This window comes from Leeuwenhoekiella aequorea (assembly GCF_004104375.1).
Classification (GTDB): domain Bacteria; phylum Bacteroidota; class Bacteroidia; order Flavobacteriales; family Flavobacteriaceae; genus Leeuwenhoekiella; species Leeuwenhoekiella aequorea.
This window is the reverse complement of sequence record NZ_QOVM01000002.1, coordinates 1-17,308: the sequence shown is the minus strand read 5'-3', so window position 1 is coordinate 17,308 and position 17,308 is coordinate 1. Positions and strand designations below refer to the sequence as shown.

Genomic DNA, 17,308 nt, shown 5'->3' with positions numbered 1-17,308 from the left:
TTTTAGGAGTTGAAATTATAATGATTTAATTATGACAAATAGATCATTAGAAAGGGAATTGATTATTTTTGCGTACTAATTATACTAATACGGAAAGCATCTCGTTTTCCCAGAAACAGAAAAACGTCAAACCAGAAATGAATACATTTAAAATTAGCCTCATAATTACATTATTTACACTCACAGGAGTGAGTGCTCAGGAAGTAGATAATGTACCTAGCGAAGAGCCTAAAATCAATACAATTAACCAGCAGTTTACAGATTTATTTGAGAACTCAAACAGCTGGGAAGAATACAAAAATATTAAGAAGAACTTATATTTAAAACTTCAGCAAAATACTGTTGATAGTATATCAAGTTTAAAACAAACAATAAATACCCTTCAGCAAGAAATAGATTCTAAACAATCATCTGTCAAAGAATTAAATGATTCATTAGCTGAAACTAAGAATACGCTTTCTTCGACTATAGATGAGAAAGACTCAATTAACTTTTTTGGGATACCAATGAGTAAAGTAGGCTATATGACAATGATGTGGGCTATTGTAGGGGTATTAGCATTAGGACTTGTTTTATTTATCTACAAGTATAAAGGTAGTAATGCACATACGCAGGAAGCGCAGAAAAAATTAAATGAAACTGAAATCGAATACGATGAATATCGCAAAAAAGCTTTAGAAAAAGAGCAAAAAATGGGTCGTATGCTTCAGGACGAACGCAATAAAGCACTCAAAAGCCCTAAAAAATAGTACTTTTGGTGATTCACAAATTGTGTTTATTCATTAAGTTATTTTCCTAAAATGCGCATAGATATTATCACTGTTGTCCCTGATCTTCTAAAGAGTCCGTTTGAAGCCTCTATTATGCAACGGTCAATATCTAAAGGACTTGTTGAAGTACATTTTCACAATTTGAGAGATTATACAGATAGTTCCTACAAGCAAATTGATGATTATCAATTTGGTGGTGGAGCCGGTATGGTTATGATGGTAGAACCTATCGATAAGTGTATTTCTGCACTTAAAGAAGAGCGCGACTATGATGAGATCATATATATGACTCCAGATGGCGAGACTTTAAATCAAAGTATCGCTAATCAAGTGTCTTTACTTAATAATATAATCATATTATGTGGTCATTATAAAGGTGTAGATCAGCGTGTAAGAGATCATTTTATAACCCGTGAAATTTCTATAGGAGATTATGTTCTTAGTGGTGGCGAATTAGGAGCATTAATTTTATGTGATGCTGTAATACGGCTTATACCCGGGGTTTTGGGTAATGAAACATCGGCATTAACAGATTCTTTTCAAGATGATTTACTTGCACCGCCGGTTTACACACGACCTGCTGAATACAAAGGATGGAAAGTCCCCGAAATTTTAACTTCTGGGAATACGCCAAAAATAGAAAGTTGGCGAGAAGAACAAGCTTACAAACACACACTTAAGCGAAGACCCGATCTTTTAAAAGATTAAGTTCTATTTGTAAAAAAAATAAAATTAATGGATTGTTAGATTTAAAAATAATCCTAAATTTGCAGCCTGTTAAGAATAACCTCTGGCGATATACGTGAATGTTGCTTTTATAAAATTTAAAAAATCTCAAAAATGGAAGATTTAATCAGTTTTGTACAAAACGAATTTGTAGAGAAAAAAGAATTCCCAGAATTTGGTGCTGGAGACACTATCACTGTTTATTACGAAATTCGTGAAGGTGAAAAGAAACGTACTCAGTTCTTTAGAGGTGTTGTTATACAGGTACGCGGTACAGGTGCAACACGTACATTTACAATCAGAAAAATGTCTGGTACTGTAGGTGTAGAACGTATATTCCCAATAAACCTACCTGCTCTTCAAAAAATTGAAGTTAACAAACAAGGTAAAGTACGTAGATCTCGTATCTATTACTTTAGAGGTCTTACTGGTAAGAAAGCTAGAATTAAAGAAGTTAGAAAATAATTCTTTACTACGTATAGTATTTAAAATGCCTCTAGAAATAGAGGCATTTTTTATGTATAAGCTTATTAACAAAAGTTAATAAGCTTTGTTTATAAGATGTTTAAAACTAAATAGTTGAAAAAACTACATCGTTTTCAAATAATTTAGTAAATTAGTATATCAAAAGTTTAGTAATACTTTTATTTATTCTGAAAAGTATTATTTGTTGCCTATACAGTTATGAAGCACAACACGTGTTCAGAATTTTTAAATTTCATAAATGTAGAGGACGGGATTAAATGACTAATCCCTATGTATTGATTTACGGTGTAAGTACTAATATTCTTACTAAAGAACTTAAAGGGTTCACCGGTAAAAAATCAAGCCATTTGAAGCTCTATTAAGATTATTAAATCTTAATAGAGCTTTTTTATTGCCATCGCGTAGTTATGCACTGTTACATACCTTATATCAATAGCATTAACAACAATTTAAGTGTTAAAATGTGCTTTAAAATTCTATATTTGCAAACTGAAAAAATAGTAAAATCAATTTTAGATTTTATATAATTTATACTGGATTATCTCCTTGGAAAATGAAGTGATCCTAAAACCAAGATTTAAAAATAAAACTTTCTATGTCAACCAAAACGTCTACAATAGCATACACAAAAACAGACGAAGCACCGGCTTTAGCTACTCATTCTCTTTTACCGATAATTAGAAAATTTGCAAAAGCTGCAAATATCGAATTAGAAGTTAAGGATATTTCATTAGCAGCACGATTACTAGCTGCATTTCCAGATTATCTTAACGAGGATCAAAAAGTAGAAGATGCACTTGCTGTTCTTGGAGATCTTGCTAAAAGTGCAGATGCAAATATTATTAAGTTACCTAACATAAGTGCTTCTATTCCTCAACTTACTGAGGTTATTAAAGAATTGCAGGCAAAAGGATTTGCAGTTCCTAATTACCCGGAGGAAACCACTACCGAAGATCAAAAAGAGCTAAAACAACGTTTTGCTAAAGTATTAGGTAGTGCAGTGAATCCAGTATTGCGTGAAGGAAATTCAGATAGACGTGCCCCTAAACCGGTTAAAGAATACGCAAAGAAAAACCCACATAGTATGGGAGCCTGGAGTAGTGATAGCAAATCTCATGTTGCAACAATGTCTTCAGGAGATTTTAAATCTAACGAGAAATCACTTACTCTTCCTGATGCAACCGAAGTTTCAATCGTTCATACTGACGCCAGCGGAACCAAAACAAATCTAAAAAGCAATTTAGCGCTTAAGTCTGGAGAGGTTATAGACGCTACGGTGATGAGTAAAAAATCATTACTATCTTTCTTAAGCGAACAAATTGAAGATGCTAAGGCAAAAAACATTTTGCTATCTGTTCACTTAAAAGCAACAATGATGAAGGTTTCAGACCCTATCATTTTTGGTCATGCATTACGCGTTTACTTTAAAGAAGTTTTTGAAAAATACGGAGAAGAATTAAAGTCAGTTGGTGCAGATGCTAAAAACGGACTAGCAGCTTTACTAAGCGATATTAAAAAATTACCTGCAGATAAAAGCCAGGAGATTGAGCTAGCAATTGCTGATACGCTAGAAAATCGAGCAGATCTTGCTATGGTTAATTCAGATAAAGGTATTACTAACCTTCACGTTCCTAGTGATATTATCATTGATGCTTCTATGCCTGCTATGATAAGAAACAGCGGTCAAATGTGGAATTCTGCAGGGAATTCTCAAGATACTAAAGCTGTAATACCAGATAGCAGTTATGCTGGTATATACCAGGAAACCATAGATTTTTGTAAAGAGCACGGTGCCTTTGATCCTAAAACAATGGGAACTGTACCTAATATAGGTTTAATGGCTCAAAAGGCTGAAGAGTATGGATCTCACGACAAGACTTTTGAAATTCCACTTGATGGTAAAGTTGATGTAATTAATGCATCAGGTAATGTCCTGTTATCACATAATGTTGAAGCAGGTGATATCTGGAGAATGTGCCAGACTAAAGATGCTCCTATTCAAGATTGGGTTAAATTAGCTGTAAATCGTGCAAGAGCTACCGGTACTCCTACTCTATTTTGGTTAGATGAAAATCGCGCTCACGATGCCGAATTAATTTCAAAAGTTAAGCTTTACTTACAAGATCACGATACTGAAGGATTAGACATTCAAATTATGTCTCCTGAGAAAGCAACACGTTTTACGCTTAAAAGAATGAAAGCTGGCAAGGATACAATTTCGGTAACCGGAAATGTATTGCGTGATTACAATACAGATTTATTTCCTATTCTAGAAGTAGGAACGAGTGCAAAAATGCTTTCTATTGTTCCACTTATGAATGGTGGAGGTCTTTTTGAAACCGGTGCCGGTGGATCTGCTCCTAAACACGTTCAGCAATTTGTTGAAGAAGGTCATTTACGTTGGGATTCGTTAGGTGAGTTTCTTGCATTAGCAGTTTCGCTTGAACATGAAGCGGAAGCTAACGGAAATCAAAAAGCACTTGTTCTTGCAGAGTCTCTTGATGAAGCAACTATTAAATTTTTAGACAACAACAGATCTCCTTCACGTAATGTAAACGAGTTAGACAACCGTGGAAGTCATTTTTATTTAGCTTTATACTGGGCTCAGGCTCTAGCAGCTCAAGATAAGGACAAGGAACTTCAGGTACATTTTGCAGAGATTGCAAGTGAGCTGGAAACAAATGAAGATAAAATCTTATCTGAATTATTAGAAGCTCAAGGAAAAACGGTTGATCTTGGCGGCTATTATTTTCCAGATGATAATAAAGCTTCAGAAGCAATGCGTCCTAGTGCAACATTTAATGCTATTATAAATTCATAATTGCATTTTTTATAACTGTAAAATGGGTTTTGAAATTCTTTCAAAACCCATTTTTTTTGTTTGAAATACTACCCATAGAAATCTTACGAGTCAATTTGTGATTTAAAGAGTAAAGTCAACTAATTTTGAAATAAAAAATTGATTAAGAACTATCTCATTCTATTCTTCATCATTGGAATAGCACACGCCGGATTAAGTCAAAATAAATACACGTTTAGTGGTATTGTTTCTGCAGCATCATCAAATGAAACCCTTATAGGTGTTAATATCCTCGTTCCTCAATTAAATACCGGAGCAGTTACTAATGAGTATGGCTTTTACTCTATTACACTTCCAGAAGGTACGTATGATATTCAAATAAGTTTTTTGGGCTTTGATCCCATTACTCAAAAACTAAATCTTACCCAAAATACAAAACTGAATTTTAGCTTAGAAGAATCAACCGAAGCTTTAGACGAAGTTATAATCGAAGAGAACATCGAAAAACTAAGCATCAGAAAACCTCAAATGAGCGTTAATGCACTTACCGCTTCGACTATAAAACAAATTCCGGTTGCTTTTGGGGAAGCAGATGTAATCAAATCAATTTTATTATTACCCGGTGTAACCAGCGCTGGGGAAGGTGCTAGTGGCTTTAATGTGCGAGGCGGCGCAGCAGATCAAAATTTAATTTTGCTGGATGAGGCTATTATATTTAACTCATCCCATTTATTTGGTTTTTTCTCTGTTTTTAATCCGGATGCCATCAAAGATCTGAAATTATACAAAGGTGGTATTCCTGCAAAGTATGGTGGACGGGTATCTTCGGTATTAGATATTTATCAAAAAGAAGGAAACAGTAAAGAGTTTCACGCCAATGGTGGCATAGGCGCCGTAGCAAGCAGGCTTTTAGTAGAAGGACCTATTCAGAAAGGTAAATCGGCATTCTTAATAGGCGGTAGAGCGTCTTATGCGCATTTGTTTTTACCGTTGTTTGATCTGGATAACAAAGCTTATTTCTATGATTTGAATGCAAAATTTAATTACAAATTAGATGATGCTAACAATTTTTACTTATCAGGTTATTTTGGAAGAGATTTGTTTAGCGTAAGCGAAAGCTTTGTGAACATATATGGAAATGCGACTGTAAATTTGAGATGGAACCATATATTTTCAGATAAATTATTTTCTAATCTATCTCTTATATATTCTGATTACTATTATGGTTTAGAATTGGATTTTGTCGGTTTTCAATATGACTCCGGAATACGCAATTTTAATCTCAAATACGATCTTCAGCATTATATAAGTAACAAACTGAAATTGAGTTATGGCCTAAATAATATTTATTACCGCTTTAATCCCGCTACAATTGAACCCAATCGTGATGATTCTGGAATTGTAGCTTCTCAACTCACTCATAAATTTGCCAATGAATTTTCGGCATATTTAGAGGCAGAACAAGATATTTCTGAAAAACTAACTTTAAGATATGGCTTGCGAGTTAGCCATTTTACTAGATTGGGTCAAGACGAGTTTAATAGATATCTCAATGATAATCCGTTGACTTATGACGAAAATTTAAAAATTTACCAACCAGCAGTGCCGTCTGAAGTAGATCGCAACACCGGTACATTGGCAACATTTACAAATCTAGAACCCAGAGCATCGCTATCTTATGTTTTAAACAACACAAGCTCAATAAAGGCTAGTTATAATAGGATGGCACAATATTTACATCTCATTTCAAATACTAACGCCCCTACTCCACTAGATGTTTATGCTCCGAGCGGCCCCTATTTAAAGCCGCAATTATTAGATCAATATGCTGTAGGATATTTCAAAGAACTCGCAGACGGAGATTATTCTTTAGAGACTGAAGCTTTTTATAAAGATGTGCAAAACCGACTTGACTATCGCAACGGCGCGCAACTTATTGCAAATGATGCAATTGAAGGTGAAGTACTGGTAGGTAAAGCCCGTGCTTATGGACTTGAGTTTTTAGCACGTAAAAATTCTGGTGACTTCTCAGGATGGTTAGCGTATACGCTATCTAGAAGTGAGCAACAAACACCCGGACAAATGCCTGGAGAATTAGGTATAAATAACGGGGATTGGTATGCTTCAGCTTATGATAAAACACACGATATAAGCGCTTATATAAATTATAAAGCAAGTAAAAAATGGAATTTTAATGCAAATTTCATTTATCAAACGGGCCAACCTACAAATTATCCGGTGAGTCAGTCTCAGTTTCAAGATCTAATCACTTCAAATTACGGTATGCGTAATCAGGAGCGCTTACCCGCTTATAATCGGTTAGATATTTCAGCTACACTTACACCATCAAAAAATAGTGAGCGTCGCGTTAAAGGAGAGTGGGTTTTCAGTATTTATAATGTGTATAACCGTATGAATGCTGCATCGATAAATTTTAGACAAAATGAAGACACCGGAGTCAATGAAGCTGTAAAGACTTCGATATTCGGGATACTACCATCAGTAACTTATAATTTTAAATTTTAATGCAAAGTATATCAAAATTCTTATTGGCCAGTGCTTTTCTGCTTCTCGCTATTAGTTGTCAGGAAACAATAGATGTTGATTTGCCACAAACTGAAGAACGACTTGTTGTAGATGCCCTAATGCGTATTCCCAATGCAAGTACTACATTCGTAGAGGCCTCACTCAGACTTAGTTTAACAACAGGTTTTTTTGAATCTACTATTCCTACTATTGACGATGCATTAGTTACTCTTGATAGCGCATCTGAAATGTATACACTTACATCCAATGGCAATGGTTTTTATAGTGCGATGATTCCGCGAGATCAAATTGAACAAGATTTAATGATTCTTCGTGTATATTATAATGATGAAATTTACACAGCTACAGCTAGGTACATTACGGCCGTTCCTATAGAATCTCTGGAGCAGGGAGATGGAAGTTTATTTTCTGGCGATGAAACAGAAGTGATTGTCACTTATACCGATACACCCAATCAGGATAATTATTATCTTTTTGATCTGGATCAAGGTGAATACCTTACCAGTGAAGATACTTTTTATAAAGGTCAGCGTTTTTCCTTTTCCTATTTCTATGAAGATTTAGAGCCGCAAGACACGCTTAATATAGAACTTATAGGTATTACCAAACCATTTTTTGATTATATGAGTATTGTGATAAATCAATCTGGTACCGGCTCTGGTAATCCTTTTGCCGCACCTCCTACCGAAGTGCGAGGTAATGTCACAAACGAAACGAATGAAGCTAATTATCCACTTGGATATTTTGCAATTGGTGAAGTTTATACAAACCAATTAATAATTGAATAACTTTGAGAACTATTGATTCTGTAGAATTGATAGCAACATATATTAGTACCCATGAGCTTTACCAAAGTAACCGAACAAGATTCAAACCATTCTGATTTAGAAACTAAATCTATTTCAGAATTACTATCGGCTATTAACAACGAAGATAAAACTGTACCCTACGCAGTAGAAAAGGCTTTACCACAGATTGAACGATTAGTTGAAAAAGTAGTCAAACAATTAAAGTTAGGCGGAAGACTTTTTTATATGGGTGCAGGTACAAGTGGTCGCCTTGGTGTTGTTGATGCATCTGAGTGTCCACCTACTTTTGGAGTACCTCACGAATTAGTCATCGGGTTAATTGCCGGAGGAGAAACTGCAATACGCAAGGCTGTAGAATTTGCTGAAGACAGCACCACTCAAGGCTGGTTAGATTTACAAGATTATGCGATTTCTAAAGATGATATTGTAATAGGTATTGCGGCGTCTGGTACGACACCCTATGTATTACACGCATTAAAAAAATGTAATGAAAATGGTATATCTACCGGAAGCATAACTTGCAACGCTAGTTGTCCTATCTCCTTAGAAGCACAACTACCTGTTGAAGTGGTAGTAGGACCAGAATTTGTAACCGGAAGCAGTAGAATGAAAGCAGGAACAGCTCAAAAACTGGTGTTGAATATGATTTCTACAGCAACTATGATTCAGCTGGGAAAGGTGAAAGGCAATAAAATGGTCGATATGCAATTGAGCAATGATAAACTTGTAGATCGTGGCATTCGTATGATTCAGGCAGAACTACAAGTCTCAAATGAGGAAGCTGCAAAACTTTTAAAAGAATATGGCTCTGTACGAGGTGCCGTCACCAATCATATTAAATAAAATGGGAACAGATAAAGATGCATTAGCAAAGGGAGTACAAACAATGGCGATGTCGCTATTATTTATGTTCTTAGGCCCTGGTCTTATATACCAAGCTTTTAAAAATCAAGAACATCCACTTTATATCCCCGTACTTGTATTAGGAGGTATTGCCGCGGTATTAGCAATTTACTTTGGTTTTAAAGGCATCAACCGTATTATGAATTCGATGTTCGGTAAAAAGTAAAAGCCAAATTTCTAATAAATTGACAAATAAAAAAGCCTTTGCAAAAATTGCAAAGGCTTTTTCTATATACTTTATGAAATCGCTTACTTAGCGAATTTCTTGTATTTGTTCTTGAACTTGTCAATACGACCAGCAGTATCTACTAATTTAGATTTACCGGTGTAAAATGGGTGTGATGATCTTGAAATCTCCAGTTTTACCAATGGGTAAACTTCACCTTCTACTTCAATTGTTTCTTTTGTATTGGCAGTAGATTTAGTTAAAAACACATCATCGTTAGACATGTCTTTAAATGCTACTACTCTAAAATTTTCTGGATGTATCTCTTTTTTCATCGTAAAATGCTTTAAAATCTGCTGAATTTTGAGGTGCAAATTTAGAAATAATTTATAATCTAACAAGCCTATTTTCAATAATATTTATCTTTTCTTTAAAAAAGATTCTAAATGTAACATTAAGCAATTAATAACTACTTATGAGTTATTAAAAATATAGGTCTATATATACCTAATACTTACTTTTACAAACTTAAATCTTAACCAAGATGAACGATCAAAAACAAACTACAGGTAAAGTCGCTTTAACTTATGGAACCTTACTAGGTGTATTATCTATAATACAAGCTGTTATTCTTTATATTACTAATAGCCTACTCGATCAAAATTGGATTACGGCTGTAATAGGTTTTGCTATTATGATAGGTATGATCGTGTACGGTCAAAAAGTTTATAAGAATGGGAATGGCGGTTATATGAGTTTTAAAGAAGCTTTAAAAGTGGGTGTAGGTATAGCGATTACCGGTGCACTTATAGCTGCTGTTTATAACTTTATCTTCTTAACTTTTATTGAGCCAGGATTAGTAGATCAAATTGTAGAAAAGCAACGTGAAGCGATGATCGAGCAATCACCTAATATGACCGATGCACAAATAGAGCAAGGTCTTGCTATGGCGAGTAATTTTGCGCGTCCTTGGGTACAATCGTCATTTCAAATTGTGGGTGGTATCTTTTTTGGTTTCATAATATCACTTATAAGCGGTCTCGTACTTAAAAAAGAGAATCCATATCAAGATTAATACAGTATGCAACTATCGGTAGTTATACCTCTTCTTAACGAAAAAGAATCTATACAAGAGCTTTATAACTGGCTTTTAAAAGTTATTACTTCAGAGCAATTAACGTATGAGCTTCTATTTATAGATGATGGTAGTACAGATGGTTCTTGGCAACTCATTGAAGAACTTTCAGAAAGCAATCCCAACATTAAAGGATTACGTTTTAACAGAAACTATGGCAAAAGCCAGGCATTAAATGCTGGCTTTCTTGCCGTAGAAGGTGACGTGGTAATTACTATGGATGCCGATCTTCAAGATAGTCCAGACGAGATACCAGAACTTTATAGGCTGGTGAGTGAAGAGGGATACGATATTGTTTCAGGATGGAAAAAAAAGAGATACGATTCTGTATTAGCAAAAAATCTTCCGTCAAAATTATTTAATGCTGCTGCCCGTAAAACCAGCGGACTCCAATTACATGATTTTAATTGTGGTTTAAAAGCATACCGCAACGAAGTCGTGAAAAATATAGATGTATATGGCGATATGCACCGCTATATTCCTTTACTCGCAAAAAATGCAGGCTTTACAAATATTACCGAAAAGACAGTACAGCACCAAGCTCGCAAATATGGCCAAACAAAATTTGGCACAGACCGGTTTATAAAAGGGTTTCTAGACTTATTAACGATCTGGTTTGTAACCCATTTTGCCAAACGACCTATGCATTTATTTGGTACACTTGGAGCCATTATGTTTTTAATAGGTTTTGGCCTTCTAGCCTATTTAGGTATCGATAAATTATTTATAAATACTACAGCTCGTTTATTAACACAGCGCCCCCAGTTTTATGTTGCACTTACCAGTATGATTATAGGTATGCAACTCTTTATCGCCGGATTTCTTGGCGAACTTTTACAGCGTACAAAAAATGAAAGACCCAGATATCTTATAAAAGATAAAAAGGGATTTTAAGTAAAGTGTACGTTAATCGAAATGACTATTTTTGAATTTAAACTAATTAATTGCGCACTATGAATCCTGAAATTACTGCGAAAGCGGAGGCATGGTTATCTCCAACCTTTGACGCAACCACTCAAGAGGAAGTAAAAAAGTTAATAGCGAATAACAGCGAAGACTTAAATGAGAGTTTTTATAAAAATCTAGAATTTGGTACGGGAGGAATGCGCGGTATTATGGGCGTAGGTACAAACCGAATCAATAAATATACATTAGGAAAAAATACACAAGGCTTATCTGATTATTTAAAAATGTCTTTTCCTAACGAGACTCCAAAAGTTGCTATTGCTTATGATTGCCGTAACAATAGTAAAGAACTTGCTCAGGTTGTTGCAGATGTTTTTTCTGCAAATGATATAAAAGTATTTCTATTTAGTGATTTAAGACCTACTCCAGAATTAAGCTTTGCGGTTAAACACTTAGATTGCCATTGTGGTATCGTACTTACGGCAAGTCATAATCCGCCAGAATACAATGGTTATAAAGTGTACTGGCAAGATGGAGGACAGCTGGTGCCACCACAAGATTCTGAAATCGTTGCGCGTATCGAAGAACTCGATTATAGCGCAGTTAACTTTTCAGCAAAAAAGGAGCATATCACCTACATAGATAAAGAAGTTGATCAGGCTTTTATTGAAGCTTCATTAGAAAATGGAAGCTTCTCTGAACTTGATAAGCACCGTGATGATGTAACAATCGTTTTTACGCCGTTACATGGTACTTCGGTAACAATAATTCCTGATGTTCTAGAACAAGCCGGTTATAAAAATGTACACGTTGTAGAAGAACAGCGTGAGCCAAATGGTAATTTTCCTACGGTTAAATCACCGAACCCAGAAGAGCCAGAAGCCCTTAAAATGGCAATGGATCTTGCTGAAGAAAAAAATGCAGATATAGTAATAGGTACAGATCCTGATTGTGATCGTCTGGGTATTGCTGTTCGTGATAATTCTGGGAAACTGGTTTTACTTAACGGAAACCAGACTATGGTTGTTATGACCGACTTTTTACTCAACAACTACTTTGAACATAACAAAGCAAATGGCACCGAATTTATAGGCTCTACAATTGTTTCTACACCTATGATGGAGGTATTAGCAAAATCCTATGATGTAGAATGTAAACTAGGGCTTACCGGTTTTAAATGGATTGCTAAAATGATTAAAGATCACCCTAACCAACATTTTATAGGTGGTGGTGAAGAGAGTTTTGGCTATATGGTAGGCGATTTTGTACGCGATAAGGATGCGGTAACTGCTACCCTACTTGCTTGTGAGATTTTGACTAAAGCAAAAAGTGAAGGTTCGTCATTTTATAAAAAATTACAAGATTTATATGTAAATCACGGGTTTTACAAAGAAGATCTTACCTCATTGGTTAAGAAAGGAATATCTGGAGCAGAAGAGATTAAAAAAACAATGATAAATCTGCGTGAAAATCCGTTGACAACAATAATTGGAGAACGTATTGTACAAATAGATGATTATGCAAGTTCAAAATCATTAAAAGTAAATACTGGGAGTTCTACAGATATTGAAATACCTAAATCTAACGTTCTGGTTTACCATACAGATAAAGGTTCGCGTATAGCAGCCAGACCAAGTGGTACAGAGCCTAAGATTAAATTTTACATTAGTGTAAATGATACGGCAGACAGTCTGGAAGATTTAGAACAAACAGAAAAAAGACTTGATAATAAAATAGCAGGAATTCGTAAAGAATTAGGTCTGTAAAAGGTTATCAAATCATTTAGCTAATCATTTAAATCCACCAGTATTTGAAATCACTGGTGGATTTATAATTAAGAATAGATATTAAATTTCACAAGCTCCAGAGCTCTATGAATTACTTCAAACAAATATTACAATTTGCCATTCCCTACAAGCGCTTTGCGTTTCTTAATATCATTTGTAATATACTTTACGCTATTTTTAGCACCTTATCATTTTTAGCACTAATCCCGGTTATCGAAATTCTTTTTGATAAAAGCAAGCGCGTTACTATCCTTCCGGTTTGGGAGGGTTGGGGCTCTGCAAAGGATTATGCGGTAAATTACTTTTACTATAACGTAAGTGAGCGTGTTGCAGATAACGAACTTTCGGCACTGGTTTTTATATGTGCAATTGTGGTCATCCTGTTTTTCCTTAAAAATATTTTTGGTTACCTGGCAACTTTCTTTATTACCTTTTTGCGTAATGGCGTAATGCGTGATGTACGTGATGCGATTTATGATAAGTTACTGGAGCTACCTATCTCCTACTTTTCAGAAAAAAGAAAGGGAGATACTATTTCGAGAATTACTGCAGATGTAAATGAGGTAGAACATTCTTTCTTATCTATTTTAGAAATGGTAGTACGTGAACCTTTGACTATTATTTTTACGATTATAGCAATGGTTATAATAAGTCCAAAACTTACCTTATTTGTTTTTGTGTTTTTACCTATTTCGGGTATAATTATTTCACGTATAGGAAAATCGCTCAAGCGAAAATCAAATAATGCACAAGAAGAAAACAGCACTTTTTTATCGATTGTAGAAGAAACCCTGTCCAGCTTAAAAATTATAAAAGGATTTAACGGGGAAAATCAGTTTAGAGCTAAATTTAGATCAAGTACCGGCCGCTTAAATTCGATATTAAATAGTCTTGTAAATCGTCAAAATCTCGCATCTCCAACAAGTGAGTTTTTAGGAATTTTTGTAATTGTGATTATTCTATGGTTTGGAGGGCAAATGGTACTAATAGAAAATACGCTCGAAGCATCTCAATTTATAGCCTTTCTAGGTTTATCATACCAGATACTTACACCGGCAAAGCAAATAAGCAAGGCGTCGTATAGCGTTAAAAAAGGAAATGCAGCGGCAGAACGTATTTTATCTGTACTTAATACGGAAACAACAATTAAAGACAAACCAAACGCACAAGTTGCAGCAGATTTTTCAGAATCGGTACACATTGAAAACATCACATTTAGCTATGAAGATGAGCCGGTACTTTCAAATTTTAGTGCAGTAATACCTAAAGGCAAAACCGTAGCCTTAGTAGGGCAAAGTGGTAGCGGAAAAAGTACAATAGCCAATCTGGTTACTCGTTTTTATGATGTAAATGAAGGAGCGATAAAGCTTGACGGGATAGATTTAAAAGACCTTACAAAAAATTCGGTACGCGCTCAAATGGGATTGGTAACCCAGGACTCTATTCTTTTCAACGATACGGTACGAAATAACATTTTACTAGGAAAGCCAGACGCTAGCGATGAAGAAGTGATAGATGCGCTTAAAATTGCTAATGCCTGGGAGTTTGTAGCAGAATTACCACTTAGACTAGATACCAACATCGGGGATAGCGGAAACAAATTAAGTGGTGGTCAAAAGCAGCGTCTTTCTATTGCCAGAGCGGTTCTTAAAAACCCTCCTATTATGATTCTGGATGAAGCAACCTCTGCTCTAGATACTGAAAGTGAGCGACTGGTGCAAAAAGCACTTGAAAATATGATGATGAATCGTACATCAATTGTAATTGCACACCGCTTATCTACTATACAGAATGCCGATGAAATTATCGTAATGAATAAAGGAAAGATCGTAGAACAAGGCAAACATCAAGAATTATTAGCTTTAAACGGTACTTATAAAAAACTGGTAGATATGCAGTCTTTTGAATAAAATATTTAATTATCAATTGTACTAGATTTAAAAAAACAGCCTCGAAGATTAGATCTTCGAGGCTGTTTTTTTATACCTGTTATAAGTGTTGCGAAAAGCAAACAACATTAATACTTTTAATTTTCATATAGGACACCGTGATTGCCCAAAAATATTTTATAAATAAATTGAAACTTTGTACTATTTACGGAGATCTATAAACTAGGTATCTAAATATTCGCTACATTTAATTTTAGAACGTATTTGTAAGTATTTACAACTAGTTACAAGCGTTTAAAACTAAGTTTATAAAATGGATATATGTGTACCATGTACACATATCCAATTGTTGGGCACAAGCTGAAAAAAAATAATAAAATGGAGAATTTTATAACTGAAATAAAAATAAATTCATCAAGAAATCTAAAAAATTTCAATATTCCTCTGTCCTCTGAACAAAGACAACATTTAATTTTAACAGGAAAAAATGGAAGTGGTAAAACAAGTCTACTGTTAGAATTAAACAAATATTTATCAAAAATAGATGATGGAAATTTTAAAAGCTTACAAGGACAAATTAATTATTTAGAACAATTAAAACGCCAAATAACAACTCAAACTGATAAAAACCAAACTCTAACAATACAAAACAATATTAAAAGTGTTGAACAATGGCTTTCTAACTTTGGTGGAACTGAAATAAAGTTTTCTTCTGAAACTATGACAATATCTAATAAATGTCAAAGTGGAGAATTTTTACTCGCTTTTTTTGACTCAAAGAGATTAAGTAACCTTAGCATTCCGAAAGGTATAAATAAACTTGAATTAAAGAAAAAATATAGACTATCAGATAAAGTAAACACCAATTTTATTCAATATTTAGTTAATCTAAAAGCTGATAGGTCATTTGCTCGAGATGACAATGAAATGGATACTGTTCATAAAATTGATGAATGGTTTAAAAGATTCGAAAATCGCCTTCAGTATATTTTTGATTTCGAAAAGTTGAAACTAAAATTTGATAGAAAATCTTATAATTTTGAAATTATTACAAATGAAATCGAACCGTTCAATTTTAATAACCTTTCAGACGGGTATTCAGCTATTATAAGTATTGTTTCGGAATTAATATTGAGAATGGAAGCACATAATGTTAAGTCTTACGATTTAGAAGGCATAGTAATAATTGATGAAATTGAAACTCACCTTCACGTAGATTTACAGAAAAAAATACTTCCATTCTTAACTGACTTTTTTCCTAAAATTCAATTCATTGTAACCACACACTCACCATTTGTTTTATCATCCATTTCCAATGCTACAATTTGTGATTTAGAAACTAAAATAGTTACTACTGACCTATCAAACTATTCTTATGATGCATTAATTGAAAGCTATTTCAAAACTGATAAGTACTCGGACGAAATAAAAAGCAAAATTATAGAGTTTGAAAAACTTATCGAAAAAGAAGATTTAACACCTAAGCAAAAAATCACACTTATTGATTTAAGAAATTATTTTGCACATTCACCTAAATACCTTTCTAATGAACTAATGGTTAAGCTTCAAGAATTAAGTTTAAAAGAATTAACCAAAAAGAAAAAAGAACAATAAGTTATGGTGTATTTTGAAAAATCTCAACCAGCACCAGATTGTTTAGAAACAGAAAAAGAAAAAGCAAGTGGTGATTACAAATGTGGTGATGTTTTAGATAGAATAAAAACAGATTTTAAAAACAAATGCTACATCTGTGGTTATAAAGAACCCGTTACAATAAATATTGAACATTTTAGACCTCATAAAGGAAATAATGATTTAAAATTTCAATGGGAGAATCTATTTTGGTCTTGTAGTCATTGTAACAACACGAAATTAGATAACTATGATGATATCATAGACTGCACAGACTTAAATGAAGACATTGAAAATAGACTAAAAATAACAATGAAACCGTTTCCTAAAGAAACAGTTACTATTGAACCTTTAGACCAAAATCAATCAACACTTTCAACTGCTAAATTATTAAATTCAGTTTTTAATGGGACTACAAAACTAAAAACCATTGAAGCTAGTAATTTGAGAAATAAAATATTAGAAGATATTCGTGACTTTCAAAAATATTTATTCAACTATTACAGTGATGGATTTGACGATGATGATAAAGCCAATTTTTTGGCACATATAAAAAGACATCTAAAAAAATCATCAAATTTCACTGCATTCAAAAGATGGATAATTCGAGAAAATGAAGTAATGAAAGCTGATTTTGAACAATACTTTGACTAAAAGCCTGTGCCCAACAAAGAACTGAGGTAAAAAACAACTCTTTTCTACATTAAATTTGAGACATACGTATCCTTTGCTAAAATCTGTAACTACAGATC

Annotated in this window: 15 protein-coding genes; 14 read left to right on the top strand and 1 reads right to left on the bottom strand. The window is 33.9% G+C overall.

The annotated features are described in order from the left end of the window. Nucleotides 1-137 precede the first annotated feature (137 nt). From DSM00_RS04045 to DSM00_RS04010, 8 genes are all read left to right on the top strand, one after another. Complete coding sequence (locus tag DSM00_RS04045; RefSeq protein ID WP_128756752.1) at nucleotides 138-749, top strand: hypothetical protein; 612 nt, start codon at nucleotides 138-140, stop codon at nucleotides 747-749. A 51-nt stretch (nucleotides 750-800) separates the two neighbouring features. Next, entirely contained in the window at nucleotides 801-1,478 is a 678-nt protein-coding gene (gene trmD / locus DSM00_RS04040; RefSeq protein ID WP_128756751.1) for a tRNA (guanosine(37)-N1)-methyltransferase TrmD, read from the top strand. A 132-nt stretch (nucleotides 1,479-1,610) separates the two neighbouring features. After that, on the top strand, nucleotides 1,611-1,961 hold the full coding sequence (rplS, locus tag DSM00_RS04035; protein ID WP_128756750.1) for a 50S ribosomal protein L19: 351 nt from the start codon (nucleotides 1,611-1,613) through the stop codon (nucleotides 1,959-1,961). A gap of 616 nt (nucleotides 1,962-2,577) precedes the next feature. Next, nucleotides 2,578-4,803, top strand: coding sequence for an NADP-dependent isocitrate dehydrogenase (locus DSM00_RS04030; RefSeq protein ID WP_128756749.1), 2,226 nt, complete (start codon nucleotides 2,578-2,580; stop codon nucleotides 4,801-4,803). Nucleotides 4,804-4,941: 138 nt separating this feature from the next. Next, entirely contained in the window at nucleotides 4,942-7,308 is a 2,367-nt protein-coding gene (locus DSM00_RS04025; protein ID WP_394365791.1) for a TonB-dependent receptor, read from the top strand. After that, nucleotides 7,308-8,117 (top strand): DUF4249 family protein, encoded by an 810-nt coding sequence (locus tag DSM00_RS04020; protein ID WP_128756748.1) that lies wholly within the window; start codon nucleotides 7,308-7,310, stop codon nucleotides 8,115-8,117. The genes DSM00_RS04025 and DSM00_RS04020 overlap by 1 nt, the downstream gene beginning before the upstream one ends. A 51-nt stretch (nucleotides 8,118-8,168) precedes the next feature. Further along, nucleotides 8,169-8,981, top strand: coding sequence for an N-acetylmuramic acid 6-phosphate etherase (murQ, locus tag DSM00_RS04015; RefSeq protein WP_128756747.1), 813 nt, complete (start codon nucleotides 8,169-8,171; stop codon nucleotides 8,979-8,981). A gap of 1 nt (nucleotide 8,982) precedes the next feature. Then, the gene (locus DSM00_RS04010) at nucleotides 8,983-9,207 is read left to right on the top strand and encodes a DUF6095 family protein (RefSeq protein WP_128756746.1); all 225 of its coding nucleotides are present in this window, start codon (nucleotides 8,983-8,985) and stop codon (nucleotides 9,205-9,207) included. 83 nt (nucleotides 9,208-9,290) lie between these two features. On the opposite strand, the gene DSM00_RS04005 is transcribed toward DSM00_RS04010, so the two are convergent. After that, nucleotides 9,291-9,542 carry a type B 50S ribosomal protein L31 gene (locus tag DSM00_RS04005; protein WP_028375723.1) on the bottom strand — a complete coding sequence of 84 codons (252 nt, stop codon included), beginning with the start codon at nucleotides 9,540-9,542 and terminating at the stop codon, nucleotides 9,291-9,293. A gap of 209 nt (nucleotides 9,543-9,751) precedes the next feature. Here DSM00_RS04005 and DSM00_RS04000 point away from each other — a divergent pair, with 209 nt between their 5' ends. The 6 genes from DSM00_RS04000 (at nucleotide 9,752) to DSM00_RS03975 (ending at nucleotide 17,210) form a co-directional block, all read left to right on the top strand. Next, nucleotides 9,752-10,282 (top strand): DUF4199 domain-containing protein, encoded by a 531-nt coding sequence (locus DSM00_RS04000; protein ID WP_128756745.1) that lies wholly within the window; start codon nucleotides 9,752-9,754, stop codon nucleotides 10,280-10,282. A gap of 6 nt (nucleotides 10,283-10,288) precedes the next feature. After that, nucleotides 10,289-11,236 carry a glycosyltransferase family 2 protein gene (locus tag DSM00_RS03995; protein ID WP_128756744.1) on the top strand — a complete coding sequence of 316 codons (948 nt, stop codon included), beginning with the start codon at nucleotides 10,289-10,291 and terminating at the stop codon, nucleotides 11,234-11,236. A 59-nt stretch (nucleotides 11,237-11,295) separates the two neighbouring features. Then, nucleotides 11,296-13,014 carry a phospho-sugar mutase gene (locus DSM00_RS03990; protein ID WP_128756743.1) on the top strand — a complete coding sequence of 573 codons (1,719 nt, stop codon included), beginning with the start codon at nucleotides 11,296-11,298 and terminating at the stop codon, nucleotides 13,012-13,014. Between the two features lie 107 nt (nucleotides 13,015-13,121). Next, a complete protein-coding gene (locus DSM00_RS03985; RefSeq protein ID WP_128756742.1) occupies nucleotides 13,122-14,945 on the top strand; it encodes an ABC transporter ATP-binding protein in 1,824 nt (607 codons plus the stop codon). A gap of 357 nt (nucleotides 14,946-15,302) precedes the next feature. Further along, nucleotides 15,303-16,538, top strand: coding sequence for an AAA family ATPase (locus DSM00_RS03980; RefSeq protein ID WP_128756741.1), 1,236 nt, complete (start codon nucleotides 15,303-15,305; stop codon nucleotides 16,536-16,538). 3 nt (nucleotides 16,539-16,541) lie between these two features. Next, nucleotides 16,542-17,210: a recombination protein NinG gene (locus tag DSM00_RS03975; protein WP_128756740.1), complete on the top strand. Its 669-nt coding sequence runs from the start codon at nucleotides 16,542-16,544 to the stop codon at nucleotides 17,208-17,210. Nucleotides 17,211-17,308: the final 98 nt, after the last annotated feature.

Coding starts and splice junctions, on each gene's coding strand:
- DSM00_RS03995 (WP_128756744.1), top strand. CDS start 10,289: ATGCAACTATCGGTAGTTATACCTCTTCTTAACGAAAAAGAATCTATA.
- trmD (WP_128756751.1), top strand. CDS start 801: ATGCGCATAGATATTATCACTGTTGTCCCTGATCTTCTAAAGAGTCCG.
- DSM00_RS04045 (WP_128756752.1), top strand. CDS start 138: ATGAATACATTTAAAATTAGCCTCATAATTACATTATTTACACTCACA.
- DSM00_RS04030 (WP_128756749.1), top strand. CDS start 2,578: ATGTCAACCAAAACGTCTACAATAGCATACACAAAAACAGACGAAGCA.
- DSM00_RS03990 (WP_128756743.1), top strand. CDS start 11,296: ATGAATCCTGAAATTACTGCGAAAGCGGAGGCATGGTTATCTCCAACC.
- DSM00_RS04020 (WP_128756748.1), top strand. CDS start 7,308: ATGCAAAGTATATCAAAATTCTTATTGGCCAGTGCTTTTCTGCTTCTC.
- DSM00_RS04000 (WP_128756745.1), top strand. CDS start 9,752: ATGAACGATCAAAAACAAACTACAGGTAAAGTCGCTTTAACTTATGGA.
- DSM00_RS04010 (WP_128756746.1), top strand. CDS start 8,983: ATGGGAACAGATAAAGATGCATTAGCAAAGGGAGTACAAACAATGGCG.
- rplS (WP_128756750.1), top strand. CDS start 1,611: ATGGAAGATTTAATCAGTTTTGTACAAAACGAATTTGTAGAGAAAAAA.
- DSM00_RS04005 (WP_028375723.1), bottom strand. CDS start 9,542: ATGAAAAAAGAGATACATCCAGAAAATTTTAGAGTAGTAGCATTTAAA.
- DSM00_RS03975 (WP_128756740.1), top strand. CDS start 16,542: ATGGTGTATTTTGAAAAATCTCAACCAGCACCAGATTGTTTAGAAACA.
- DSM00_RS03985 (WP_128756742.1), top strand. CDS start 13,122: ATGAATTACTTCAAACAAATATTACAATTTGCCATTCCCTACAAGCGC.
- murQ (WP_128756747.1), top strand. CDS start 8,169: ATGAGCTTTACCAAAGTAACCGAACAAGATTCAAACCATTCTGATTTA.
- DSM00_RS03980 (WP_128756741.1), top strand. CDS start 15,303: ATGGAGAATTTTATAACTGAAATAAAAATAAATTCATCAAGAAATCTA.